The sequence below is a fragment of the Tundrisphaera macrotermitis genome (assembly GCF_051175315.1).
Lineage (GTDB): Bacteria > Planctomycetota > Planctomycetia > Isosphaerales > Isosphaeraceae > Tundrisphaera.
In genome coordinates this window covers 1-24,443 of the sequence record NZ_CP195102.1, presented here as the reverse complement: position 1 = coordinate 24,443, position 24,443 = coordinate 1, and the positions used below count along the sequence as shown (strand labels likewise).

Below are 24,443 nucleotides of genomic sequence, written 5' to 3'. Positions count from 1 at the left end.
CCCGCTTTCGCGCGTGACCCGGCAATCGGCGACCGATGCGGTGATGACGATGATCGCCCGGGGTCGGCCGGCGTACTTCATCACGGCCAACGTCCACTATGCGATGCTGACCGAGCAGCATCCCGACCTCGGCCCGATCAACCAGGGTGCCGAGCTGATCCTGGCCGATGGCGCGCCGCTCGTATGGGCCTCGCGGTTCCGGAAAGTCGTCCTTCCCGAACGAGTGGCCGGTTCCGACCTGATCTACGACCTCTGCGAGAAGGCGGCCGGGCTCGGCCACTCGGTCTTCCTCCTGGGGGCTGGGCCGGGCATCGCCGACGAGGCGGCGAGGCGGCTGGTCGAGCGTTATCCCGCCTTGCGGATCGCCGGCACCGCCTGCCCCGGGCCGGACGAACTGGGGGGGGAGCCGGGCAGGGCCCTGGTCGAACGGATCCGATCCGCTCGCCCCGGCCTCCTGCTGGTCGCCTTCGGGCAGCCCAAGGGCGAGCGCTGGATCGCCGAGAATCTCGAAGCCCTGGGCGTCCCGGCCTGCGTCCAGGTCGGGGCCACTCTGGATTTCGTCGCGGGCCGCGTGCGGCGGGCGCCTCGAATCTATCAGAAGATCGGCATGGAGTGGGCCTACCGGATGGCCCAGGAGCCGGGTCGGCTCGTCCCCCGCTATTCGCGGAACATCCTGTTCATCTTGCGATCGATCGCCCGCGACCTGACCGGGCGGGGCGGTCAACCGGAACAGGCGGCCCCGATCCCGCTCTCGCTGGCCCAGGAGACGGCGGGGCCATCATCGTGAACGCCCCCGTCGACTCTCCACCGATCGACCATGACGGGGCCGGCGAAGCTGGTCCTACCCCCATGCGTGCGGAGGTCACCGGCGTGGTGGCGATCGGCCGCAACGAGGGAGACCGACTCCGCGGGTGCCTCGACTCCCTGGCCGGCCGGTTGCTGCCGATCGTCTACGTCGATTCGGGATCGACCGATGGCAGCGTCGCGCTGGCTCGATCGGCGGGCGTCGAGGTCGTCGAGCTGGACATGAGCCGGCCGTTCTCGGCGGCGAGGGCCCGGAACGCCGGGTTCGAGCGGCTCCGGGAGATCGAGCCCCGCCTCGGCTCGGTGATGTTCCTCGACGGCGATTGCGAGGTCGTCCCCGGCTGGCTCGACCTGGCTCGGGCCGAGATGGATGCAAGGCCCAGGGCGGCGGTGGTCTGCGGCCGCCGCCGCGAGAAGTATCCCGAGCGATCAGTTTACAATCGCCTGGCCGATCTCGAATGGGAGACGCCGATCGGCGAGGCCTTGGCCTGCGGTGGCGATGCCCTGATGCGGGCCGAGGCCTTCGAGGCCGTGGGGGGGTTCGATCCGACCGCCGCCGCGGGTGAGGAGCCCGAGCTGTGCCAGAGGCTCCGCGCCGCCGGGTGGTCGGTCTGGCGCATCGATGCCGAGATGACCCTCCACGACCTGGGCATGACCCGATTCCGCCAGTGGTGGCGGCGGATGTACCGGGGCGGCTACAACGGCCTCGACATCCAGACCCGATTCCCGGGCGGAGATCAGCCGTTCGCCCGCGAGTTGAAGCGGTCGCGGCTCTGGGCAATCCACGTCCCGATCATGATCCTGGCCGGCTCGACGATCGCCGGATACCTGGTCGGCCCCTCCGCCGCTGCGGCCGTCGCCCTCGTGTCGTCGGCCATCTACCCGGCCAGAGCGGCCCGGCTGGCGCTGAAGATTCGCCCTCGGGTCGAGGGCTGGTATACGGCCCTGGCCTATGGTGCCCTGATGATCGTCGGCCAGTTCGCCAACGCGGCGGGCCAACTCGGCTATCGGATCGACCGGCGGAGCGGCCGGACGGGCCGCCTCATCGAATACAAGCGGGTGGCCGAAGCCGTCCGGCCGGCGGCCACCACCCTATCGTCCTGAATAGAGCCCTCGACCCGCATGCCCGACCCCGACTGGCAGGCCGACCTGGCCCGGTATCCTCGACGTTCCCTCTTCAAGGAGCAATCCCTCTGGGCGATCGCCGTCTATCGCTTCGGGCGGAGGGTGGACCGTCGTCGTCCCGGGCTGGTGCGCCGGCTGCTCACGAAGGCTTACTGGCTGGCTTTCTATGCGGTCGAGACGATGACCGGGGTGAGCCTGCCCAAGTCGGCGACGATCGGGCCGGGCCTTCGGATCTGGCACTTCGGCAACATCTTCGTCACCCATGACGCCGTGATCGGCGCGAACTGCACGCTCCGCCAGGGGGTATCTCTCGGCAACCGTTTCGAGGGCGGTCCTTCGCCGACCCTGGAAGACGATGTGGAATTGGGTGCCTACGCCCAGGTCCTCGGCCAGGTGCGGGTGGGCCGTGGGGCGAAGATCGGGGCCATGAGCGTGGTCCTCCAGGATGTGCCGCCGGGGGCCGTGGCCGTCGGCGTCCCGGCGCGGATCCTGGCCTCCCCCTCTCCGGCGGTGCGGGAATCCGCCCCGAGCGATGGGGCCCGACGCCCGGCCGTCTTCCTGGACCGCGACGGCACGGTGATCGTCAACGTCCCTTACCTGGGGGATCCAGGACGGGTCCAGCTCTTCCCGGAATCCGTCCCGGCCTTGAGGCGGCTTCAGGAGGCCGGTTACGCCCTCGTGATCGTGACCAATCAATCGGCGGTCGGTCGTGGGAGGATCACCCTGGACCAGCTCGCGGCGGTCAATGATGCGATGGTAGCTCGCTTCGCCGCCGAAGGCGTGACCCTGGAAGGCATCTACTTCTGCCCGGAAGTTCCCAAGACCGGCGACCGGACCACGATCGACCATCCCGACCGCAAGCCGGGACCGGGGATGTTGCTGCGGGCGGCGGACGAACTCGGGCTCGACCTGTCCGAATCCTGGATGATCGGCGACATGCTCAGCGACGTCCTGGCCGGTGTGAATGCCGGATGCCGGGGCACGATCCTGGTGGAGACCGGTCACGGCCTGAGCGATCAGGAAAAGGAGCATGATGCCGGTCATCACGTGGTGCCCGACCTGAACGCCGCCGCCGACCTGATCCTCGGGCGGGCCTCGGGAGGGCAGGGGCCCGGGCATGCCCCGGAGCACCTCGATGGTGCGGCCCGGTCCGGCGTCGCGACTTGATCGCTCGTCGTCGATCCCGCTACCATGGCGACGCCCGCCATCCGGCCGGCCGATCCGTGATCCGGCTTAATTTTCCGGGAGCAGCATCCAGCCGTGAAAATCCTCCTGACCGGCGGCGCCGGGTACATCGGAAGTGCTTGCCTCCGTTCGCTCCTGCGCAACGGCCATGATCCGATCGCTTACGATAACATGCTGGAAGGGAATGCCGCGGCGGTCCCCGAAGGCCGGTTGGTCGTCGGCGACATTAACGATACAGACCGTCTCGCCGCGACGCTCAAGGACCATGATATCGATGCGGTGATGCACTTCGCCGCCCTGGCCTCGGTGCCGCTGTCGATTGTCGACCCGGACGGTTATTACACGGTCAACGTGCTCGGGACCAAGAGCATCCTCGACGCCATGAGGCGGTCGGAGGTCTCGAAGATCGTCTTCAGCAGCACGGCGGCGACCTACGCGTTCGGCGTCGAGATGCCGATCCGGGAGACCACCCCTCAGCTGCCCGAGACGCCCTACGGCACGACCAAGCTGGCCGCCGAGCGGATGATCAAGGAATACGCCCGGGCCTACGGGCTGTCCTACACGATCTTCCGCTACTTCAACGCATCCGGTGCCGACCTGGATGGGAATTTCGGCGAGAGCCGCCATGTCGAGGGGCACATCATCCCCTTGACCCTGATGGTCGCCACCGGTCGGCGGGACAAGCTCAAGATCTACGGCGGGGATTGGGACACTTGCGACGGCACCTGCATCCGCGACTACGTCCACACCGACGACCTGGCCCAAGCCCATCAACTGGCCGTCGAGACCCTCGGCCCCGGCGTTGGCCGCGAATATAACCTAGGGTCGGGCACCGGCACGTCGATCCTGGAAATTCTCCGGGCGTGCGAGAAGGCCGTCGGCCACCCGATCGCCCATGAGGTCGTGGATCGCCGGCCTGGCGACCCGGGGACGCTCATCGCCACGCCCGAGAAGGCCATGGCCGAACTCGGCTGGGCCCCCCGGCACGACATCGATGCGATCGTCTCCTCCGCCTGGAAATGGCATTCCTCCCACCCCGACGGTTACGCCTCGGCGGGGCGTTGACTTCCCGTCCCATCCACCCGACTCGCGTGCCGAATCATGAAGATCGCCTATCTGCTCCCGATCTATCCCGAGGTCTCCATGGTCCCCATGCGACGAGAGATCGTCGCGATGGAAGAGCTGGGGGTCCCGATGGAACGGTTCGCCCTCCGGTGGACCTCGGATCAGCTCGTCGATGTGGTCGACCGGCGCGAGCAGGCCAGGACCCGGGCCATCATCTCGGTCGGCGCCCTGGGGATGATCGGGGCCATGCTTCGCACCGCCATCACCCGGCCGGGCCGGTTCTTCCGTGCCTTCGGTGAGGCGATCCGGATGGGGAGGAAGTCGGAGAAGGGGCTGCTCCGCAACCTGATCTACTTCGCCGAGGCCTGCGTCTTCCTGGGGTGGATGAAACAGGGGGGATTCACCCACGTCCATTGCCACTTCGCCACCAACGCCACGCTGGTGGCCATGCTGTGTCGGATCATGGGTGGGCCGCCATACAGCTTCACCATGCACGGGCCCGAGGAGTTCGACGCCCCCCGGCCGCTCGGCCTGAAGGAGAAGATCCGGCATGCCGACTTCGTGGTTGCGATCACTGACTTCACCCGCAGCCAGCTCTATCGCTGGGCCGACTATGCGGACTGGGGCAAGATCCGCATCGTCCGTTGCGGCGTCGACCGGATGTTCCTCGACGCGGAAAAGACGCCCGTCCCCGACGTGCCCCGGCTGATCAACATCGGCCGGATCGTCGAGCAGAAGGGGCAGCTCCTCCTGATCCAGGCGGCGGCCAAGGTGATCCGCGAAGGGATCGAATGCGAGCTGGTGATCGTCGGCGACGGGCCGATGCGGGGCGAGGCCCAGCGCCTGATCGACGAGTACGGGATCGGGGACCGGGTTCGGATCACGGGGTACAAGTCCGGCCCCGAGGTGCGGGAGGAGATCCGACAATCCCGGGCGTTGGTCCTGCCGAGCTTCGCCGAAGGGCTGCCGGTGGTGATCTTCGAATCCCTGGCGATGGGCCGCCCGGTCATCAGCACCTACATCGCAGGGATCCCCGAACTGGTCGAGAACGGCCGCTGCGGCTGGATGGTCCCGGCCGGCTCGGTGGATGCCCTGGCCCGTGCGATGCGGGAGGCCCTCTCGACCCCGGTCGAGGAGATGGATCGGATGGGCCGGGAGGGGGCCCGCCGCGTCGCCGAGTTCCACGACGCCCGCGTGGAGGCCGCCCGGCTCGCGTCCTGGTTCGATCACGACGCCCCCGCCTCATTGACGGACGACCGCCGGGTCGAGCCCGCCGATGCGGTCGCCACGACCCGGGGCTGATCGGGGCCGATTTCACGCCTGCCGGACGGGCAGGCGGCCCCGGACGTCATTCGGCACGTAGGACTGGGCTTCGCGGCGGAACCGGGCGAGGCCCGGATGGTTGGGCTGGTGGCGGTCGGCCCAGGCGATGCCCCGGGCCAGGGCATCGGAGCCGCCCGGCTCATCTCCCATCCGAAAGCATGCCATGGCCCGGAACAGAAGGTCGAAGGCCGTGCCGCCGGGCGGGCCGAGCTTGATCGAACGGTCCAGGGCCTGGATCGCCCCCGGATCATCGCCCGCCCGGAAGCAGGCCACGCCCAGCGTATTCCAGTAGGCCCCGGTCGTGGGGGATTCGATCGTCGCCCTCCGGGCCAGGAGGACGGCCTGCTCGGGGTCGCGGACCTCAGGCTCATCGGCGGTGGCCATCAGCCAGGCCAGGTCGTTGAGTGCCACGACCCACTGACGATGATCCTCGCGAGAGATGGGGGCCAACTCGGCCAGCTCGATCACCGACCGGCGTTGGAAGGCCAGGGCCTCCCCCTCGCGTCCCTGACGTCCAAGGTCGTGTGCCAGACCGGATAGGGTGAGTGCCAGAGTTCGCCGATCGTCGACCGTGGCATCCGCGCTTTCGGCCAGGTACTCCCGGATTTCGAGTGCGGAGCGGCGCTCGGACTCGGCCGCGCCCGGGTTCCGCCCCGCCTCCATGAGTCCGGCCAGGCCGTCGTAGGCGCGGGCCTGGTCTCGATAAGCTTCGGCGTCGTAGGAGAGACGAGGGGCGGAGGCCACGACCTCGCGATAAGCCATCGCCGCCTCATGGTAGCGGCCCTCCAGGGCGAGTTCATCGGCCAGGTCGAGCTGCTGCTTCAGGCCCGAGCGACGGGAAACCGCGCCGATGGCCGGCAACCCGATGACGCCCCCCGCGATCAGCGGATAGTTGACGGACCGCATCCCGTTGAACAGGTTGTCGATCGCATAGAGGCTCAGGGAGACCGCGAACGCCGCGGCCGGCGCCAGCGCCGCGCTGGACCAGGTCGCCACGGGGTTCCGACGCATCAGGGTGATGATCGGCAGGTTCAGGAAGAGCAGGAAGCAGACCAGGCCGAATGCCCCGCTACTCCCGTACGTGATGATCCACATCCCATCGCTGATGACCTGGTCGTTCCCTTTCTCATCGTAGATGCGATACCGGCCAGACGGGCCCCATCCGAAGAGCCACTTCCTGTTGGCCTTCTCGATGAATCGATCCTCGCAATCGAATCGATATTGGAGGGAGATCGCCCGATCCTCGCTGAAATTGGCGGCGATGGCCTCGGTGAGCCCGCGGCCGGACCAGATCCCCGTCGAGCGAGTCGCGGAGTAGAGGTAGGGGATGGCGACCAGGATCATGATCGGGATCGGGGACCGGGTCACGCGCACCGCCCAAAGGATGATGAGCCCGACGATGAGCAGGAAGATCGCCCCGGTCGCCTTGCACAGGATCGTGATGCCGAGCAAGATCACGACGGCCAGCCCGAAGGGCCAGTTCCCCAGCGTCCGGATTGAGCCGCGTGCCCAGCAACGATAGGCCACCAGCGACACCACGGCCATCCACATCCCGCATTCCAGTCCGTTGGACAGGAAGACGCGCGGGCGATAACCGCCGAAACGGAACCCTTCCCAACCCGGGGTATAGAACCCGTAGACGAACACATTCAGCATTGGGCTGAAGCGGATCTCGTACAGGCACAACGGCACGTAGGACAGTCCCCCGACGACGATCCCGATGGCATAATCCCGCAGGTTCTCCGTGGAGTTAAGATACATCCGGCCGAGGAGATAGGGCATTCCCCACCAGGTCATCTCGCGCTCGAAGAAGGACAGCCCTTCGTTGAAGCTGATCCCGTTGCTCAGGACGGACAGGATCGGCGCAACGCAGAAGCCGATCGCGGGCAGGTCATACCAGCGGAATCGGAAGGCCAGGACCGTCTTCAAGTCGAAGATGAGGATGCCCAGGAAGACGCCGCCGGTGGTGATCGACGCCTTCTCCAGGTCGGGGATCCCCGGCAACTGGAAGTAGAGCATCGGGAGGTAGAGCCACCCGACGATGTAGGACAAGATCAGCGCGCGATGGGGCGGCAAGATCGAGAAGAAAAAGAGGATCGTCGGGACCCAGGCGAAGAACACCGCGTAGGCCAGATAGATCATCATCGTGGTCGACCCCGCCGCCGGAGAATGGGACGTCGGACCGGATCAGACCGTTTCCAGCTCGATGACGGGGGCCCACTCGCCGTCCTCGATGTATGTGCACATCCCCTTCTCCCACTCGAAGTAACCCCGGGCGAACGAGCCCATGGTGACCTCGAACGGGCAGATCTCGGTCTGCTGGTCCTGGATGAAAGAGGCGTTCTTCTCGATGAACAGTGTATTGAGCATGTACCGACCCTGGTAGAGCCGGGAGCGGGGGACGTCGAAGCGGATACGGTAGTCGCCCCGGGCGTGGCGGAACGGGGCCGAGGCGTCGGCCAGCAGCATCTGGGTGATCGGCCGACCGAGGCTATCGACGATGTCGAAGACGAAGCTCAGCGAGTCGCGCGGGCTGCCGACGTGGAGGACGAACTCGAAGGACAGCGGCTCGCCGAACTCGTGGATCCCCGATTTGTCGGAGGTGATCACCCGAGCTTCGGCCAGGTAGTTCGAGTCCGGGTCCCGGGGCTCCTCCGCTTTGTAGGGGTCGCCCACCGAGGTCCCGGCCAGCGACATCTCGACGAACGAGCGGATCGCCTCGCCGGTCGGGGCGTCCAGCGTGAGCCGGCCCTTCTGGAACAGGAGGCAACGCTTGGTCAGGGCGGCCACCGACGTCATGTTGTGGCTGACGAAGACCACCGTCCGGCCCTCGTTGATCACGTCGTTCATCTTGCCCAGGCACTTCTCCTGGAACGCCATGTCGCCGACGGCCAGCACTTCGTCGCAGAGCAGGATGTCCGGCTCCAGGTGGGCCGCGACGCCGAACGCCAGGCGGACGTACATCCCCGACGAGAACCGCTTGACCGGCGTGTCGAGGAACTTCGAGACCTCGGAGAACTCGACGATCTCGTCGAACTTCCGGGTGATCTCCGACCGGCGCATCCCCAGGATCGAGCCGTTCAGGTAGATGTTTTCCCGGCCGGTGAGGTCGGGGTGGAATCCCGTCCCCACCTCCAGGAGCGAGGCGACCCGGCCCCGGAGCCGGGCGGATCCCGTGGATGGGTCGGTGATCCGGCTGAGGATCTTCAGCAGGGTCGATTTCCCGGCGCCATTGCGGCCGATCAGGCCGACCGCCTCGCCGGGCTTGATCTCGAACGAGACATCCTTCAACGCCCAGAACGCCTCGGCCTGATGGGCCCCTTCCCCGAATCGCATCGCGCGGCGAAATGGCCCCGTGATGATCTCGGAGACCGTCTCGACCATGGTCTTCTTGCTATTGGGGGCGAGCCCCAGCCGATAAGACTTCCCGAGGCGATCCAGGGTGATGGCCGACTGACTCATGGGGTGCTCGCTTGATCGAGGGTGGGAGACGCCGACGCGGGGCGGGTCAGATGATGTCGGCGATGTGGCGCTCGATGCGGCGGAAGAAGTAGATCCCGAACAGGAAGGTGGCGAACGCCGAGGCCGTCGAGATCGCCAGGATCGGGAAGTTCCAGGGCATCCCGAAGACCGCCGCCCGGAAGCCGTCGACCAGCCCGAACATCGGGTTGAGCGCCAGCAAGTAGGCATACTTCCCGAAGTTGGTGGCCGGGAAGATTACCGGGGTGAGGAACAGGAGCAACTGGAGCGAGAAGCTCAGGACGAACCGGAAGTCGCGGAACAGGACCACCAATGCCGAGGTCGCGAGGCCGGCCCCGAGCGTCGCGATGAACGTGACGGCGATCAGCAGGGGGAGGAAGACGACCTGCCAGCTGGGTACGATCCGGTAGAACGGCAGGAGCATCGCGAACAGACCGGACGCCACCAGCATGTCGACCAGCCCCGCGCCGACCGGCGAGGCCGGGGCGTAGACCCGGGGGAAATAGATCTTGGTCAGCAGGTGCTGCTGGGAGATCGTGCTGATCCCGGCGGTGTTCACCGCGTTGCTGAAGAACGTCCAGGGCACCAGCCCGGCATAGGCATAGAGCGGGTAGGGGATGCCGTTGGTGTCCATCTCCGGCACGAATCGCGAGAACGTGAAGGCGAAGACGAACATGGTCAACAAGGGTTGGATCACCGCCCAGCCGACGCCCAGCACCGTCTGCTTGTAGCGGACCCGGAGGTCGCGGCCGATCAGGGTGAGCAGCAACTCGCGGGTCGCGTAGATTTCCCGCCAGTTGACGGGGACCCAGCCCGACTGCGCTTGGAGGACGATCTCGGGCCGTTCGGCGTGGTGCATGGAAATCCCGACTCACGATCCCAGGTGGAGCCAATCCCGGAAAGTTTCAACTCTAGTACACTACGATCGATGGACGGGGCGGAGTGGGGAGTTTGAAGTGCTTCCAGGCGGGCGAAGACGCCACGATTCTAGCGAAAACTCCGGCCCTTTTGCAAGCAACCGCGAAGCCCGCCCCCCTTCTCGACAACATCGCGGTGCACGGAGACCACAGCAGATCCGGCCATCCGGATGCCTCAAGACGACCCCGGCGCGCGACCACTCACGGCGGGCTTCCTCAGGCCGTCGAGATCGCCCGCGATCAATTCCGCGAACCTCTCGATGGGCAGGTCGTTGTCGTCGTCTCCGAAGGGATTTTCAATCTCCACGCCGATCTCCTCGACGCCGAAGAAGACATACGAGATCAGGAGCGTATCCAGGACAGTCCCCCACCCATAATCTTTGACGAGCCCGAACGGGAGCGTGAAGCAGTAGAGGATCAGGGCACGCCGCAGGTGGACGACGTAGGCGAAGGGCATGGGGGTTTTCTTGATCCGATCGCATCCTCCCAGGCAGTCGATCAGCTGTCGGACGTCGAGGTCGAGGTGGGCCAGCAGGACGTCGGAGATCCGCCCCTCGTCGCGTGCCGCGGCCAGTTCGTCGCCGATCCGCGACGCCACGGCCAGGGGGACGGAGCGGGAAGCCAGGACGGCCGCGACCTCCGGCCCGGGGAGGCGGGCGGCGGATGGCCCGAGCCCGGAGCCACCGCGCAGGACCACCACCGCGGCATGGGCGAATGCGGCGATCCAATCCATCACGGCATCGCGGCGCGTCGGGTCGCCGGCGAGGTGAGTCGCCGTGGCGCGGCCGAGGTCGCGGGACGCGTTGATGATGCTCCCCCACATCCTCCGGCCTTCCCAGTACCTTTCATACGAGACGTTGGTGCGGAAGACGAGGAGCAGGCCGAGCGCGACCCCCACCAGGCTATGGATCGTCGTCGGGATGACAACGACATCGCTCACGTACTTCGCGAAGGTGACCACCAGCGCCGACCATGCGACGCAGGCCAGCACCCGGCCCATGATCTCCCGGACCATCGAACCTTTGATGTCGAAGAGGTGGGACAGCCAGCTGTGGGGATCGTAGTCGATCATGGGCGGTCGGGCCTCGGCGTTGAAGCGGGGGTCGGATCGGCGCCGGGCCATCTTCGCGGATTCCCAGCCGCGATCCCATCCCGGGTTCGACCATTCGCCGCGAAGGGGCGAGGACGCACCCATGGCCGACTCGGGAGCGAATCGCGTCCTATGCTTCAAGCGTGCGCCCGCAACCTCTAAGGTCGAACAAGATGTGGATGCCGAGACGGTCCCCGACCCGATGGGCTGCCGCGACCGTCGCCATCGCCCTCTGGCTGGGGATGGTCGCCGCCGGCTTCCGGGCCATCGAGGTCCACGAGACGACGGCGGGGGATGTCGGCCGGGTTCCGGCCTCCTGGCCCGACGCCACGACGCTCGACTTCGTCCCGAGGAGGCCGAACGTGCTCATGGCGGTCCATCCTCGATGCCCGTGCACCAGGGCCAGCCTCGACCTCCTCCTGGCCGGCACGCGTGGGATGGCCCTGGACGCTTCGATCCGCCTGCTGGTCTACCGCCCGGAGGATGCCACGCCGGACTGGGGGGGGGCGTCCGTCATGCCGTTCGTCGGGTCGGGGGGCGGGGCCGCCGTCGTAGACGACCCCGGGGGCCGCGAGGCCGCCACATTCGGGCTGGTCACATCGGGGGCGGTCGCCGCTTACGACGGGGAAGGCCGTCTCCGGTTCTCGGGCGGACTGACCGCGGTCCGCGGGCGCGACATCCCTTCGAGGGGGGCCGAGGCCCTCGGCTCGGTCCTGTCGGGCCGCGATCCGTCGACCGGCAGTTCATCGGTCTTCGGGTGCGGGATGGCCGCTGCGAGCTGCCTCCCGGCAGCCGGGCGGTCCGGACCATGAAAGGGCCGAGCGACGGTCGGGCGATTGAAGCCAGGGCGCGGACGATCCTGGGGGGCCAGATCCGCCGCATCAACCGGTGGACGGATCGCTTCTTCGCCGGCCTGCTGATCGCCCAGTGGGCCGCGGCGATCGGACTGGTCGCTTGGATCGCGCCGCTGACCTGGGACGGGCCCGAGAGTCGCATCCACCCCCATGTCTGGCTGGCCTCCGGACTCGGAGGGCTGATCGTGGCCCCGGTGGTCGTGCTCCTCCGCCTGAGGCCCGAGGCATCGGCCGGCTACGTCGTTGCGGTCGCCCAGATGCTCATCGGCTCGCTCCTGATCCACCTGACCGGCGGACGGATCGAGACCCACTTCCACGTCTTCGGATCGCTCGCCCTCCTGGCCTTTTACCGCGATTGGAAGATCCTGGCCATCGGCTCGGCGGTCACGGTGGCCGACCATTTCCTGCGCGGCATGTTCTGGCCCCGGTCGATATTCGGCCTGTCGGCCGTCGACCCCGCTCGTTGGATCGAGCATGCCGGGTGGATCTTCTTCGAAGATGCCTTCCTGGCCTGGTCCTGCCTCCGCTCGGTCGACGAGATGCGCCAGGTGGCCCGGAACCAGGCCGCACTGGAGGACTCCGGGGCTCGGGTCGAGGCCATGATCCGGGCACGGACCGCGGACCTGGAGCGGGGGGAGCAGCGCTACCGGACCCTGATCGAGGCCACGTCCGCGATCGTCTGGAATACCCCGGCGTCGGGCGAGTTCGTCGGCCCTCAGCCCGGCTGGAGCGAATTCACCGGCCAGAGCTTCGAGGAATTGAGGGGCCACGGCTGGCTGAACGCCATCCACCCCGACGACCGGGAAGACACGGCGAGGACCTGGTCGGAGGCGGTCGCCCGCCGGTCCCTCTACGAGATCAGGCACCGCCTATGCCGCCGCGACGGCGAATATCGCCACATGCTGGGCCGGGCCGTACCCATCGCCGACGACACGGGAGAGATCACCGAATGGCTGGGCATCCACTGCGATGTCGATGACCAGGCCCGGGCGATCGAGGCGATGGCCGTCGCCCGCCGGGCCGCCGAGTCGGCCAGCCGTGCCAAGGGCGAATTCCTGGCCAACATGAGCCACGAGATCCGCACGCCCATGAACGGCATCATCAACATGACCGAGCTGGCGTTGGGCACCGAGCTATCCCCCCAGCAGAGCGAGTACCTCAAGGTGGTCAAGGGGTCGTCGGAAGCCCTGCTCGGGCTGATCAACGACATCCTCGACTTCAGCAAGATCGAGGCCGGCAAGCTCGACCTCGACCCGGTCCCCTTCCGCCTCCGGGATTGCATCGACGAGACGATGCGCGTGCTGGCCCACCGCGCCCACGCCAAGGGGCTTGAGATCACCGCGAGGGTCCCGCCCGGGGTGCCGGACATGGTGATCGGCGACGCCGGCCGCCTCCGCCAGGTCCTGGTCAACCTGGTGGGCAATGCGATCAAATTCACCGAGCAGGGCGAAATCGCCGTATCGGTCGAGGCGATCGGATGCCCCACGCCCGGGACCGCGGCGACGCTTCGCGTGGCCGTGCGTGACACGGGCATCGGCATCCCATCGGAGAAGCTCCGCACGATCTTCGAGCCGTTCGAGCAGGCCGACGGGTCCACCACCCGGAAATATGGCGGGACCGGCCTGGGGCTGTCGATCTCGGTCAAGCTGGTCGAACTGATGGGCGGCCATCTCGAAGTGACCAGCCAGCCGGGCCGGGGCAGCCTCTTCGCCTTCGAAGTCTCATTCGGCCTCCCGCCCGATCCCGCCGGATCGGCTCGGGCCGTCGAGACGTTGGGCGGTGTGCCGATCCTCGTCGTCGATGACAACGCGACCTGTCGGGCCAATCTCGTCGAAATCCTGAGCAGTTGGGGGGCGACCCCGGCCGAGGTGGACGACGGGCCGGCGGCGCTGGAACGGATCGCCGAGGCCCGGGCCAAAGAACGTCCGTTCCGGATCGTCCTCATCGACGCGATCATGCCCGGGATGAGCGGATATGCCGTGGCGGAGGCGGTCTCATCCGATCCGGATACGCCGGGCCCCTGCGTGATCATGATGACCACCATCGATCATGTCGGCGATCGATCCCGGTGCAATCCTCGCGGGATCGCCGGCCGGCTCACCAAGCCGATCTGCCAATCCGAGCTCATGGATGCCCTGAACGCATGCCTCGACGCGAAGGGATCGCGTGCACCTTCCAGTTTCCCGGGGGACTTATCCGGCGAAGGGTCGTTTTCCGGCCGTCGCTACTCGATCCTCGTCGCCGAGGATAACCTGGTGAATCAGAAGGTCATGAAGGGACTCCTGGCCAGGAACGGCCACTGCGTCACCATCGTCGGCGACGGCCTCCAGGCCATGGCGGCCCTGGCTCGCGAAAGGTTCGACCTCGTCTTGATGGACATCCAGATGCCCGAGATGGACGGGTTCGAGGCGGTGGCCGCGATCCGCGAGTCCGAGATCCCAGGTGGACGCCGACAGCCAATCATCGCCCTGACGGCCCATGCCATGAAGGGGGATCGCGAACGATGCCTGGATTCGGGCTTCGACGGTTATGTCATCAAGCCGGTCCGGTCGGACCTGCTGTTCGAGGCCATCGATCGCCTCATGGCCCCCTCGACGGCGGCCATCGACCCGACGCCCGCGCCGCCACATCGCCCGGTAACCGTCTACGACCGGGCCGCCGCGCTGGAACGCACGGGGGGAGACGAGGCCCTGCTCCGCGAGATCATCGGCCTCTTCATCGACGATTGCCCGAGGCTCCTCGAAGAGATCGAGTCGGCGATCGAATCCGACAATCCGGCCCGCCTCAGGCGTGCGGCCCATACCCTGAAGGGGACCGCGGGCCATTTCGGGGCCGAAGATATTGTCGATGTCGCCGCGCGGCTGGAGTTGGCGGGCCACGCCCCGTCCTGCCGATCGTCCGCGCCCGAGGTCGCATCCTTGCTGGCCGCCCTCGATCGCTTCTACGACGCCCTGGGCGATGTGGCCCCGCCTGCGGCTCCGTGGCAGCTCGCCCCCATCACCGAAGGTGTGAATTCGTCGCGCGACGATGGCTGAACTCAGGATTTCCTAAGTTTCAAGACCCATCCCTACATAATTCCCATTATCGGACGCGATCCCCGTGCACGAGTGGGGCGATAGGGCCCCTGCCAATAAGTATCTCGTCAAGATCCTTCGGTCGGTCGACCCTCCGTGTCCGGGCTCTACCAGGGATCATCTCGGTAACCTCGATAAGAGTCCGAACTCGACCCTTCTCATGGCGACCGTCCGTGGAGGGGAGAATCAGCCTGGGTCGATCCGGATCAATCCGGACTTGCTTGAGAAGATGATCTCAGGCCCGAGTGATCGTTCTTTATGTCGAACGGTTCGCCGGGCTGATCCAGCCATTCGGGTTGACGCCGTTCGGGGTGGGCGATGATACTCCGCCGCCCGCAATCGAGGCGTCACCCGAGAGCCGTCTTCATGAGCGACAACCCGTTTCCCGGGGAAAGTCCCCCCCCTGCCCCTCGCATCCGCCGATGGCCTCGCCGGCTGGGGCTGGTCCTCCTCGGTGTCCTCACGCTGCTCGGCCCCTGGCCGGTCGACAATGGGAGCTTCCGGGGGACGGCCTACGAGGCGAGCACGCTGGAGCGGCTCGTGGGGATGCCCGGGCCCACGGCGCCGGGGCCGATCCGGACCGGGCTGGCCGAGGTCGACCTGACCCCCGACGCTCCGGTTCCTCTGGCCGGGTTCAGCGTCCAGGCGGGGAAACCGTTCGCCTCGATCGACACCCGGTGTTACGGCCGGGCGCTGACGATCGCATCAAAGTCCGGGACGACGACGATCGTCACAGCCGACCTGCTGCTGATCAACGCCGAGCTGGCAGGGCTGATCGCCGAGCGGGCCGGGGTCGGACTCGATGACCTGGCCTTCTCTTCCAGCCATACCCACGGGGGGCCGGGCTGCTGGGGCCGGCACCCGCTCGAACGCCTGGTGGCGGGCAAGTTCGACCCGGCCATCCTCCGGATGCTCGCCCAGCGCCTGGGCGATGCCGTTCGGCGGTCGCGGGCCGATCTAGTCCCGGCCGAAGTCGCGTTGGTCCAGGCCCACCCGTCCGGTCGGCAGAAGAATCGGGTCATCTCGGGAGGGCCGACCCACGACGCCCTGTCCGGGTTGGTGTTCCGGCCCCGAGGGGCCGCCGACGGGACGCCGCCGCTCGCCATCCTCGCCGTCTTCGGTGCGCATGCCACCGTGGTCCGGGCCGATCCGCCCCGACTGAGCGCCGACTATCCCGGGGCGATGGTCGCCGCATTGAAGGCGAAGGCCGGAGCGGGGATGGTCCTGTTCGCCGCCGGGGCGGTGGGCGACGCGGCGCCGATCCGGCCCGAGATTCCGTCCACGGCGAAGGCGGCGAAAATTCTGGGTGAGCAACTGGCCGACGACCTGATGGCCGTGTTGCCCTCGGCCCGCTTCGAGGCCGACGTGGCCGTCGACCATCGCCGGCTCGCGGTCGACCTCCCGCCTGTCCGGCTCTCGTTCTTCTCGGCGTGGCTCCGCTTCAGCCCGCTGGCGACCTGGTGGATCGCCGACCAGACGAGCCACCTCGATGCCTTCCGCATCGGGCCGGCCATCCTGCTGGGGTTCCCCGGCGACGAGGCCGGGCACCTGGCCGCTCGGATCGTCGATGAGGCCGAGCCGGGCGACCCGACGCCCGTCGTGACCAGCTTCAACGGCGACTATCGCGGATACTTCGAATCCCGCGACATCTTCGTCGGGACCTCATGCTACGAGACCCGGTGGATGAACTTCTACGGGCCGTGGCTCGGCGAATATCTCGGCGACATCGCCTCGCAGATGGCCCGACGGCTCGCCGGGCGGCCCATCCTGGTCGCGCCGTTCGCGGCGGCCTCGGAGATCCGGTCGCGGGCCTTCGTCGCAGCGTTGATCGTGCTGGGTGCGGCCGGATTCGCCGTCCGGCGGAGGGGACGCCAGTGGTCCGGGGGGCGACTCGGGGTGGCGATGGCCCTGGGCCTGGCGATCATCTTTGTCGCCTCGCCCCGCCTCATGGACTGGTCCAGGATGGGGCTCATGGATGAGCCGGCCTCCCTGTTCGGCCTGATCCTCGGAATCAAGGGCGTCTTCGGGCTCTGGCGGAGCCCGGCCCACCTGCGGCTCAACGTCGTCCTTGGGCAGGTCGGCGTGGCCTTGCTGGCCGCATCCTGGCCGATCGTCCTGGCGGCCGGCCTCGTCGCCCTGACGACCCGGCCGGCAACGACGATCGTCCCGTCCGATCACCAGTCGAGGTAGAAACCGATGGCCGACCAGTTCTCCTGCTGCTTGTAGAACTGCCCGTAGGGGGAGAGGCCGCCGTAGTACTCGTACCCGATCCGGACCGACCGGCCGGCGCGGACCCACTGCCAGCCGACCTGGAACGTGTTGTTGACGTTGTAATTTTGATATTGTCTGATATCGATGTCATACGCGATGTAGGGCCGACCCTTGACGCCCGTATCTTCGTAGTTGCTGTAGGAAATGCCGAAGTCGAATCGGTTCCGCATGTTCGCGTTGGTGTACTTGCTGGTGAGGAAGGCGTAGCCATACTGGCCATAGACCCGGAGATGTTCGCCGAAGTTGCGGCTGATGCCCAGGACGATCTCGTCGATGGCCAGAGCCTTCTGCATCCGGCCGGTCGCCTCGCTGTACTCGTCGCCGATGTGGGTGCTCGTATGCTCGTAGGACAGCTTGGTCGACCACGGGCCCTTGGCGTAGGTCAGCGGGATGCCCGCCCGATAGTCGGCGGCGGTCAGCAGCCTCTTGTCATTAAAACGGGTGAATACCGCCGCGAAGACATCGAGCTGGAACCCTTCGTGCTCCCGCCCCTCGGGCGCGAACCGGCCCAGGCCGAACTGGGCGCCGATCGCCGTATCGATGAACGACTGCTGCTTGAAGTTGGTGAACTTGGCATACATCCGCGGCTCCCGCTGGTTGGCCAGGGGGACCTTCCACAGCAGGTCGCCGGGGAGCGGGATGTAGGTCAGGGGCTCGGGCCACAGGAACGTGTCGTGGAACCAGTGGGCGAAGGCGGTGTCTTTATTGCCCAGGACCCCGACGGGGCCGGTGATCTCGGCCGTGCGGCGGGGCTCCACCGCCCCTTCGGTCCAGGGGCGGCCATCGATCAGCACCGGCGGCGGGTCGGCGGCCATCGGGACCGGGGGGACCGCCAGGAGCGGGTCGGTCGGGACGACGGGCACCGGCTCCACCTCGTCCGGACTGTCGTCCGGCCGCGGGTCCGGGTCCGTCTCGAACGGTCCGAGGCCGGGCGGCGGGGGGGCCTCGGCCGACGGATTCGGATCGGGCACGCTCCGGCCGGGCCGCGACCGGAGCAAGGGGCCTTCGACCCGTGGGCCGTTGTTCGGGACGAGGTCGGGGCCGAGGTACAGGCCCGTCTCCTGGCCGGAGGCGGAGGCCGGGAGGGTCGCCAGGGCCATGAGCGCGAGCAGGGACCAGGCCATCCGCCCGACCGGCCGGCGAGACGTCGCGGGATCCGCGGGGGTCATCGGGGAGCGACGATTCATCCTGGGCCTCACCGCCGGGTCGTTGCGTGCCTCGCGGCCGGGGCCCCCGGGACGGTCTGCCCCGAAAAGTCCTCCGAACCACCGATCCTCAGCCTGGCTATCGACCACTTTCGGGGGCCGGCCGCAACAAAAATGAGGATCGTGACGGTTTGTCCGGTCGCGGCGACCTTGAGGGCTGGACCGACTGCGCCGCCGATCTTGATGGGCGAACTGCGAAGTTAAATTGCGTCCTTCTGGTCGGGAAACCTAGAATCTTCAGGTGGGATCTGAGGATCGCGCGGGGCCGGGGGCCGTTCGTGAATCCCGAAGGTCGGGCGAGGCGTGGATCTTGAACAACGCGTTCGCGGAACATTTCCTGGCGGCATGCGGCAGCGAAGAGCCGATCCGGGTCGCCGTGACCCGGGCGGGCGAGCGTTCCGCGGAGAACTGGGTCTTCTCGCGCCCGTTCCTGATCATCGGGCGGCGGTCCGACTCCGACCTGGTCCTTGACCACTGGCAGATCAGCCGGCGACATGCCTACCTCCAGTACCTCGACGGCGGATTCATCTGCGTCGACCTGGGGAGCCGGACCGGCACCTTCGGCGGCGACGCGACCGAGCGGGCCGGGTGGATCTCGCGCGACCAGCCCCTCCAGATCGGGCCGTATGAGGTCCGGCCGATCTGGCCCTCCCGCACGACCAAGGAGATGGGCGAACTGCCCGGGGTGGTCTGGGACCTCCCCAGGAAGGCCGTCGGCGGCACCTCGTGGCGGATGGAGCATCAGCTCGTCCTGGTCGGCCGGTCCCCGTCCTGCCGCGTCCGGATCGTCGAACGGGACATCTCGAAGTTCCACTGCAGCCTGGTCCGGACCCGCCTGGGGGTCTGGGCGATCGACCTGCTGGGCCAGGGCGGCCTGTTCGTCAACGATGAGCCGGTGCGCTATGCCCGCCTCGAAGACGGCGACGAGCTGCGGGTCGGGACCCACGTCCTCCGGCCCCACTACGATGAGCCGCCCCCGGTGCTGGCCACGTCTTCCGGCCCCCTCGACTTCGACACCATCATGACTCGCGACGAAGACCAGGGGACCCAGCTGCCGGCCCGCATGGAGCCTTTCCCCGGGAAACTGAGCCGACAACGGATCACCGTCCCCGCGCCCCGCATGCCCCAGGCGGGGTCGGATCTGGCCGCGATCCTGGAAGGCCACGGGCAGCAAGTCAGCCCGGTCATGACCGCGCTGGTCCAGCAATTCGGCCTCATGCAGCAGCAGATGTTCGAGCAGTTCCACCAGACGATGGAGGCGATGTTCGAGGGCTTCGCCGCCATGCATCGGGAACAGTCCGAATCGATGCGGGCGGAGATCGAGCAGGTCCGCCAGCTCAGCCGCGAGATCGAGGAACTTCAGGCGGAGACCGATCGCCTCAACAAAGAGGCCCTGAAGCGGCAGGAGCAGTCGAAGGCAACCCCACCGCCCGTCGCCCCGCACCCTGCCCCGCCGGCCGCCTCGTCCATGCCCGCGGCATCCCCTCCCCTGCCCGATCCTCGACCGCTGGGCGCCTTCAAGCTCCCGACCCCCGACCATGCCGAGGTCGATGGCGACATCCACGCGCAACTCGTCCGGCGCCTGGCGGCGATCCATTCCGAACGCCAGGGCCGTTGGCAGAAGATCCTGGGGATGATGTCGAAGTCCTGACCCGCCCGATTTCCCGGGGAGATCAGGCCCGGACGATCCGCCCCGCCGTGGCGGGGATCCCGGCGGTCGCGTTCCGGGTATCGACGATCAAAGGGGCATGGGCGACGATCCACGGCCAGTCGAAGGCCGAGTGATCGGTGACGATCAGGACGCAATCCCGGCTCGCCAGGTAGTCCGGCGTGAGCGGGCGGCTGTCCATCCTGAGGTGGGGGTAGTGCCGCATCGCCGGCAGCGTCGGGATGTGGGGATCGTTGTATTCGACGATCGCCCCCTTGGCCATCAGGAGGTCCATCAGCTCGAACCCGGGCGACTCGCGAGGGTCGTCGACGTCTCGTTTGTAGGCCATTCCCAAAAGTGTGATCTTGCTCCCCCGCACCGGCTTGCCGACGTCGTTGAGGGCGTCGGCGACCCGCCCGGCCACGTAGGCGGGCATCGAGGTGTTGACCTCCCCGGCCAGCTCGATGAAACGCGTGGTCATCCCGTGCTTGCGGGCGACCCACGAAAGGTAGAACGGGTCGATCGGGATGCAGTGCCCGCCCAGCCCCGGGCCGGGATAGAACGCCTGGAAGCCGAATGGCTTCGTCTTGGCGGCGGCGATGACCTCCCAGACGTCGATCCCCATCCGGTCGAACAGGACCTTCAGCTCGTTGACCAGGGCGATGTTCACGGCGCGATAGGTGTTCTCCAGGATCTTGCTCGCCTCGGCCACCTCGGGCGAGGAGACGGGCACGACCCGGACGACGACCCCTTCATAGAGGGCCTGGGCCGCCGCCGAACTGGCCAGGTCCAGGCCGCCGACCACCTTGGGGATCAAAGGGGCCGTGTGGGTCGGGTTCCCCGGGTCCTCGCGTTCGGGGCTGAACGCGAGCAGGAAGTCCACCCCCACGCGGAGGCCGCTCTCCTCCAGGATCGGCAGGACGACGTGGCGGGTCGTCCCGGGATAGGTCGTGCTCTCCAGGACGACGAGCTGGCCGGGCCGGAGCGTGGCGGCGATCGATCGGGCCGAGGCGACCACGTACCCGAGGTCCGGGTCCCGGGCCTCGGTCAGCGGCGTGGGGACGCAGACGACGATGGCGTCGGCCTCGCCGAGCCGGTCGAAGCGATCGGTCGCTTCGAACCCGCTCCCGTTCATGGCGGCGATGGTCGCGTCGTCGATGTGGCCGATGTAGCTCTTTCCCCGGGAAAGCCGGTCGACCTTGGCCGGGTCGGTGTCGAACCCGAGCACCGGGTAGCCGGCCTCGGCGAATGCCCTCGCCAGGGGCAGCCCGACGTAGCCGAGGCCGATGATGCCGACCCGCGCCGAACGGTCGACGAGCCGCCCCAGGAGCGTGGCCTTCGGATCCTCGTTCATCCCCGCGCCCCCAGGGTCCGGCGGAGCCCTTCCTCGAAGTCGACGATCGGCTCATACCCGATCAGGGCCCGGGCCCGATCCAGCGACGCCTGCGAATCCCGGACATCGCCGGGCCGATCCGGCCGGAACTCGGGGACGAGGTCGGTCCCCAGCGAGTCGTTGATGGCAGCGACCAGATCCAGCAGGCTGATCCGCCGCCCGGTGCCGACGTTGATCGCCGCCCCGCCCAGTTTCCCGGGGAAATCGAGCGCCCGGAGATTGGCCTCGACCACGTTGGCCACATAGGTGAAGTCGCGGGTCTGCCCCCCGTCGCCATAGATGATCGGGGCCCGCCCCTCGGCCATCGCCTTCGAGAACAGCGAGATCACCCCGCTATACGGGCTCGACGGATCCTGACGGGGGCCGAACACGTTGAAGTAGCGGAGGCTGACCCCGTCCACGCCCATGGTCCGGGCGTAGACCCGGATGTAGTGCTCGCCGGCCAACTTCCCGGCGGCGTAGGGGCTGAGGGGGTCGGGGACCATCCCCTCGTGCTTGGGCAACTCCGCCGTCTCGCCGTAGGCGCTGCTGGAGGCGGCGAAGACCACGCGACGCACGCCGGCCCGCCGGGCGGCCTCCAGGACGTTGAGGGTCGCGGTCGGCCCGCTGGCATGCGACTCGATCGGCTCGGCGACCGACCGGGGGACGCTGGGGATGGCCGCCTGGTGGAGCACGGCATCGACGCCGCTCATGGCCGACTCGCACGCGGCGAGGTCGGACAGATCCCCCTCGACCCACTCGAACCCGTCGCCCAGATGGGCCAGGTTGGACCGGCGGCCGGTGGCGAGATTGTCGATCACCCGGACCGGCGTCCCCCGGGAAATCAGCGCCTCGACGAGGTGCGACCCGATGAACCCGGCCCCGCCCGTCACCAGCACCCGCCCTGCCCCATGCTCCGCCATGCCGGTTCGTCTCCGCCCGCCCCTGGTGAATTCAGTGGCATGAGTGTATCAGGCGGGGGTCGGCGGGTCATCTTGGGTGCGGAGGGCATCCGACGGCCCGGACGATGGGATGGGACTTTCCCCGGGAAATCGCCCCGACGGCCGGACGGTTTCCCGGGGAAATCGATGGCCGGTCAGTTTCCCGGGGAAAGCGACCGCATCACGTCGCCGTCATTGACGGCCGCGGGCGGCGGCATGGCGGCCTTCACCTGCTCGATCGCCTCGGAAAGGGCGGCGAGCAGGTCCTCGTCGCGGACGGTTTTCCTGGGGAAAGTCACCACGATCTTAGCGTTGGCCGTCTTGAAGGCGTGGACCGCCCCGCGTCCGGAAGCGGGTGCCTTCCCCCCGCCCTTGGCGGCCGTCTTCGAAGCCCGACCCGGGCGGCCGGAGACCTCGCGGACCACCTCGGCGGTGGCGTCGCGGGTCAGCTCCTCGGAGATGATCCGTCCGACGATCTCGCGCTGCTTGGTCGGGTCCTCGACCTTGGCCACCTCGTAGGCGGCGGTGGCCGGGATCGCCCCGGCCTCGACCTGGACCTGCAGCTCGTCCGGCAGGGTCAGGAGCATCAGCGACTTGCTGATGGCGCCCTGGCTGACCTGCAACTCGCCGGACAGTTCCTTGGCGGTCCAGCCGTGCATGTCCATGAGCTGGCGGTAGGCCTTGGCCTGCTCGATCGGCTTGAGGTCCTCGCGGAGCAGATTCTCGATGATTTGCTCCTGGAGGATCTCGGTCTGGGTCAGGCCGTCGTCGGCGAAGATGCACGCGACGGTCTTGAGCCCGGCCTTGATCGCGGCCCGATACCGGCGCTCGCCCGAGATCACCAGCCATTTGCCGATCGCCGCGTTCCAGCGGACCCGGATCGGCATCAGCTGCCCGTGCTTGAGCAGGCTCGCCGAGAGCCGGTCGATGGCGTCGGCGGAGAACTCCTTGCGGGGCTGATCGGGGTCCGGGACGATCCGGTCGATCTCCATGTGGCCGGCTTCGCGGTTCCGCGTCCGGCCGTCGTCCGGGCTGGTCTGGGCCGGCTTCCCGATCGAATTCGGGGAGTGGCTTTCCCGGGGAAACGCCCCGCCCGGCGCAGCACCGGGAACTCCCGAGCGGACGCCCAGGCTCTCGCTCAGATTCTGGCCGAATCGGCGGTGGATGCTGTCGGCGGCCTTGCTCATCACGCCACCTCCTGCGCGGGGATCTCGGCATCGATGTCGGCGGGGATGTCCAGGTCCTTCGGCCCAGCCCGGTGGCCGAGGTAGAGGAACTCGGCGGGCCGATCCCGGGCTGTCTCGGCCCGCTCGATCAGCTCGTCGGCGACCGCCTTCACGGCCTTGGCCGCCGCCGACCTCGGCTTGTACGAGCCGACCGGCTGGCGGGCGGCCACGGCTTCCTTGAAGTCCTTGGCGAGCGGGATCAGGGACCGGAAGACCTGGTCGTCGTAGAGGGCCCGAAGCTGGTGATCGTAGGCCGCGTGGATGCCCAGGCTCTTGTTGAACATGGTCACCAGGTAGCCCGCCAGCCGGAGCCGGGGATTGTGGTGGGCCACGGCCAGGTCGAAGGCTCTCTGGATGTAGATGATCCCCTGGGCGCCGTAGTCCTCGGCCTGGACCGGCACGACCACGACGTCGGCCGCCAGCAGGGCCGACCAGCTGCACAGGCTCAGGTTGGGCGGGCAGTCGATCAGGGTGATGTCGTGGTCCCCCCGGGTTTCCCGGAGAAACTGGCGGAGGGCCAGCTGGAGTTCGCCGGTCTCCTGGGGGCGGGGGACGTTGTAATCATCCAGGGCGTTCGCCCCCGGCGCCAGGCTGATGCCGGGGAAGGCCGTCGGGCGGATGATCTCCTCGGGGTCGGGGTCGTGGGCGTCGTCGAACAGCCCGGCGACCGTGGATCGCTTCGGCAGGTCCTCGGTGGCCTGCGGGCCGAGCAGCCCCTGGGTCAGCGACGCCTGGGGGTCCATGTCCACGAGCAGGACTCGTTTCCCGTCGCGGGCGAACGCCCCGGCGAGATGGTGGCAACTGGAGGTCTTGCCGCAACCGCCCTTGCGGTTCAGCATCGCGACCGTGATCGGCGCGGACAT

18 protein-coding genes are annotated in these 24,443 nt (G+C 68.0%); 9 read left to right on the top strand and 9 right to left on the bottom strand.

Annotation, left to right across the window (positions count from 1 at the left end; all coding sequences use genetic code 11):
* Positions 1-43 precede the first annotated feature (43 nt).
* From TA3x_RS28855 to TA3x_RS28835, 5 genes are all read left to right on the top strand, one after another.
* Positions 44-787 carry a WecB/TagA/CpsF family glycosyltransferase gene (locus tag TA3x_RS28855; RefSeq protein ID WP_435022690.1) on the top strand — a complete coding sequence of 248 codons (744 nt, stop codon included), beginning with the start codon at positions 44-46 and terminating at the stop codon, positions 785-787.
* A gap of 62 nt (positions 788-849) precedes the next feature.
* A complete protein-coding gene (locus tag TA3x_RS28850; protein WP_435022688.1) occupies positions 850-1,908 on the top strand; it encodes a glycosyltransferase family 2 protein in 1,059 nt (352 codons plus the stop codon).
* An 18-nt stretch (positions 1,909-1,926) separates the two neighbouring features.
* A complete protein-coding gene (locus tag TA3x_RS28845) occupies positions 1,927-3,096 on the top strand; it encodes an HAD-IIIA family hydrolase (protein WP_435022686.1) in 1,170 nt (389 codons plus the stop codon).
* 93 nt (positions 3,097-3,189) lie between these two features.
* The gene (gene galE / locus TA3x_RS28840) at positions 3,190-4,179 is read left to right on the top strand and encodes a UDP-glucose 4-epimerase GalE (RefSeq protein WP_435022684.1); all 990 of its coding nucleotides are present in this window, start codon (positions 3,190-3,192) and stop codon (positions 4,177-4,179) included.
* A 36-nt stretch (positions 4,180-4,215) separates the two neighbouring features.
* Positions 4,216-5,481 (top strand): glycosyltransferase family 4 protein, encoded by a 1,266-nt coding sequence (locus TA3x_RS28835; protein ID WP_435022682.1) that lies wholly within the window; start codon positions 4,216-4,218, stop codon positions 5,479-5,481.
* A 12-nt stretch (positions 5,482-5,493) separates the two neighbouring features.
* Here the strand turns inward: TA3x_RS28835 and TA3x_RS28830 are convergent, their stop codons facing one another.
* The 4 genes from TA3x_RS28830 to TA3x_RS28815 form a co-directional block, all read right to left on the bottom strand.
* Positions 5,494-7,647, bottom strand: coding sequence for a hypothetical protein (locus TA3x_RS28830; RefSeq protein WP_435022680.1), 2,154 nt, complete (start codon positions 7,645-7,647; stop codon positions 5,494-5,496).
* 42 nt (positions 7,648-7,689) lie between these two features.
* Entirely contained in the window at positions 7,690-8,964 is a 1,275-nt protein-coding gene (locus TA3x_RS28825; protein WP_435022678.1) for an ABC transporter ATP-binding protein, read from the bottom strand.
* Between the two features lie 46 nt (positions 8,965-9,010).
* A complete protein-coding gene (locus tag TA3x_RS28820; protein ID WP_435022676.1) occupies positions 9,011-9,841 on the bottom strand; it encodes an ABC transporter permease in 831 nt (276 codons plus the stop codon).
* A 233-nt stretch (positions 9,842-10,074) separates the two neighbouring features.
* Positions 10,075-11,022 (bottom strand): bestrophin family protein, encoded by a 948-nt coding sequence (locus tag TA3x_RS28815; protein ID WP_435022674.1) that lies wholly within the window; start codon positions 11,020-11,022, stop codon positions 10,075-10,077.
* 146 nt (positions 11,023-11,168) lie between these two features.
* Between TA3x_RS28815 and TA3x_RS28810 the strand changes: the two genes are divergently transcribed.
* From TA3x_RS28810 to TA3x_RS28800, 3 genes are all read left to right on the top strand, one after another.
* Complete coding sequence (locus TA3x_RS28810; RefSeq protein WP_435022672.1) at positions 11,169-11,801, top strand: RedB protein; 633 nt, start codon at positions 11,169-11,171, stop codon at positions 11,799-11,801.
* Positions 11,798-14,878 (top strand): response regulator, encoded by a 3,081-nt coding sequence (locus TA3x_RS28805; RefSeq protein WP_435022670.1) that lies wholly within the window; start codon positions 11,798-11,800, stop codon positions 14,876-14,878. Before TA3x_RS28810 ends, TA3x_RS28805 begins: the two co-directional genes overlap by 4 nt.
* Positions 14,879-15,283: 405 nt before the next feature.
* Positions 15,284-17,107: a hypothetical protein gene (locus TA3x_RS28800; protein WP_435022668.1), complete on the top strand. Its 1,824-nt coding sequence runs from the start codon at positions 15,284-15,286 to the stop codon at positions 17,105-17,107.
* Here TA3x_RS28800 and TA3x_RS28795 read toward each other — a convergent pair.
* A complete protein-coding gene (locus tag TA3x_RS28795) occupies positions 17,092-18,375 on the bottom strand; it encodes a DUF1207 domain-containing protein (protein ID WP_435022667.1) in 1,284 nt (427 codons plus the stop codon). The two genes, TA3x_RS28800 and TA3x_RS28795, sit on opposite strands and share 16 nt — an antisense overlap.
* Before the next feature lie 328 nt (positions 18,376-18,703).
* On the opposite strand from TA3x_RS28795, the gene TA3x_RS28790 reads away from it, so the two are divergent.
* Entirely contained in the window at positions 18,704-20,044 is a 1,341-nt protein-coding gene (locus tag TA3x_RS28790) for an FHA domain-containing protein (RefSeq protein WP_435022665.1), read from the top strand.
* A 22-nt stretch (positions 20,045-20,066) separates the two neighbouring features.
* Here TA3x_RS28790 and TA3x_RS28785 read toward each other — a convergent pair whose 3' ends face one another.
* The 4 genes from TA3x_RS28785 to TA3x_RS28770 all read right to left on the bottom strand — a co-directional run bounded on the left by TA3x_RS28785 (position 20,067) and on the right by TA3x_RS28770 (position 24,443).
* Positions 20,067-21,395: a nucleotide sugar dehydrogenase gene (locus tag TA3x_RS28785; protein WP_435022663.1), complete on the bottom strand. Its 1,329-nt coding sequence runs from the start codon at positions 21,393-21,395 to the stop codon at positions 20,067-20,069.
* A complete protein-coding gene (locus TA3x_RS28780; protein ID WP_435022661.1) occupies positions 21,392-22,336 on the bottom strand; it encodes an SDR family oxidoreductase in 945 nt (314 codons plus the stop codon). Before TA3x_RS28780 ends, TA3x_RS28785 begins: the two co-directional genes overlap by 4 nt.
* A 173-nt stretch (positions 22,337-22,509) precedes the next feature.
* A complete protein-coding gene (locus tag TA3x_RS28775) occupies positions 22,510-23,541 on the bottom strand; it encodes a ParB/RepB/Spo0J family partition protein (RefSeq protein ID WP_435022659.1) in 1,032 nt (343 codons plus the stop codon).
* Entirely contained in the window at positions 23,541-24,443 is a 903-nt protein-coding gene (locus TA3x_RS28770; protein WP_435022657.1) for a ParA family protein, read from the bottom strand. The genes TA3x_RS28775 and TA3x_RS28770 overlap by 1 nt, the downstream gene beginning before the upstream one ends.

Excerpts from the sequence above, each read along its gene's own strand:
- TA3x_RS28850 (WP_435022688.1), top strand. The coding sequence starts at position 850 with ATGCGTGCGGAGGTCACCGGCGTGGTGGCGATCGGCCGCAACGAGGGA.
- TA3x_RS28820 (WP_435022676.1), bottom strand. The coding sequence starts at position 9,841 with ATGCACCACGCCGAACGGCCCGAGATCGTCCTCCAAGCGCAGTCGGGC.
- TA3x_RS28785 (WP_435022663.1), bottom strand. The coding sequence starts at position 21,395 with ATGAACGAGGATCCGAAGGCCACGCTCCTGGGGCGGCTCGTCGACCGT.
- TA3x_RS28810 (WP_435022672.1), top strand. The coding sequence starts at position 11,169 with ATGCCGAGACGGTCCCCGACCCGATGGGCTGCCGCGACCGTCGCCATC.
- TA3x_RS28830 (WP_435022680.1), bottom strand. The coding sequence starts at position 7,647 with ATGATGATCTATCTGGCCTACGCGGTGTTCTTCGCCTGGGTCCCGACG.
- TA3x_RS28770 (WP_435022657.1), bottom strand. The coding sequence starts at position 24,443 with ATGTCCGCGCCGATCACGGTCGCGATGCTGAACCGCAAGGGCGGTTGC.
- TA3x_RS28835 (WP_435022682.1), top strand. The coding sequence starts at position 4,216 with ATGAAGATCGCCTATCTGCTCCCGATCTATCCCGAGGTCTCCATGGTC.
- TA3x_RS28855 (WP_435022690.1), top strand. The coding sequence starts at position 44 with ATGACGATGATCGCCCGGGGTCGGCCGGCGTACTTCATCACGGCCAAC.
- TA3x_RS28775 (WP_435022659.1), bottom strand. The coding sequence starts at position 23,541 with ATGAGCAAGGCCGCCGACAGCATCCACCGCCGATTCGGCCAGAATCTG.
- TA3x_RS28845 (WP_435022686.1), top strand. The coding sequence starts at position 1,927 with ATGCCCGACCCCGACTGGCAGGCCGACCTGGCCCGGTATCCTCGACGT.
- TA3x_RS28815 (WP_435022674.1), bottom strand. The coding sequence starts at position 11,022 with ATGGCCCGGCGCCGATCCGACCCCCGCTTCAACGCCGAGGCCCGACCG.
- TA3x_RS28825 (WP_435022678.1), bottom strand. The coding sequence starts at position 8,964 with ATGAGTCAGTCGGCCATCACCCTGGATCGCCTCGGGAAGTCTTATCGG.
- TA3x_RS28795 (WP_435022667.1), bottom strand. The coding sequence starts at position 18,375 with ATGAATCGTCGCTCCCCGATGACCCCCGCGGATCCCGCGACGTCTCGC.
- TA3x_RS28780 (WP_435022661.1), bottom strand. The coding sequence starts at position 22,336 with ATGGCGGAGCATGGGGCAGGGCGGGTGCTGGTGACGGGCGGGGCCGGG.
- TA3x_RS28805 (WP_435022670.1), top strand. The coding sequence starts at position 11,798 with ATGAAAGGGCCGAGCGACGGTCGGGCGATTGAAGCCAGGGCGCGGACG.
- TA3x_RS28800 (WP_435022668.1), top strand. The coding sequence starts at position 15,284 with ATGAGCGACAACCCGTTTCCCGGGGAAAGTCCCCCCCCTGCCCCTCGC.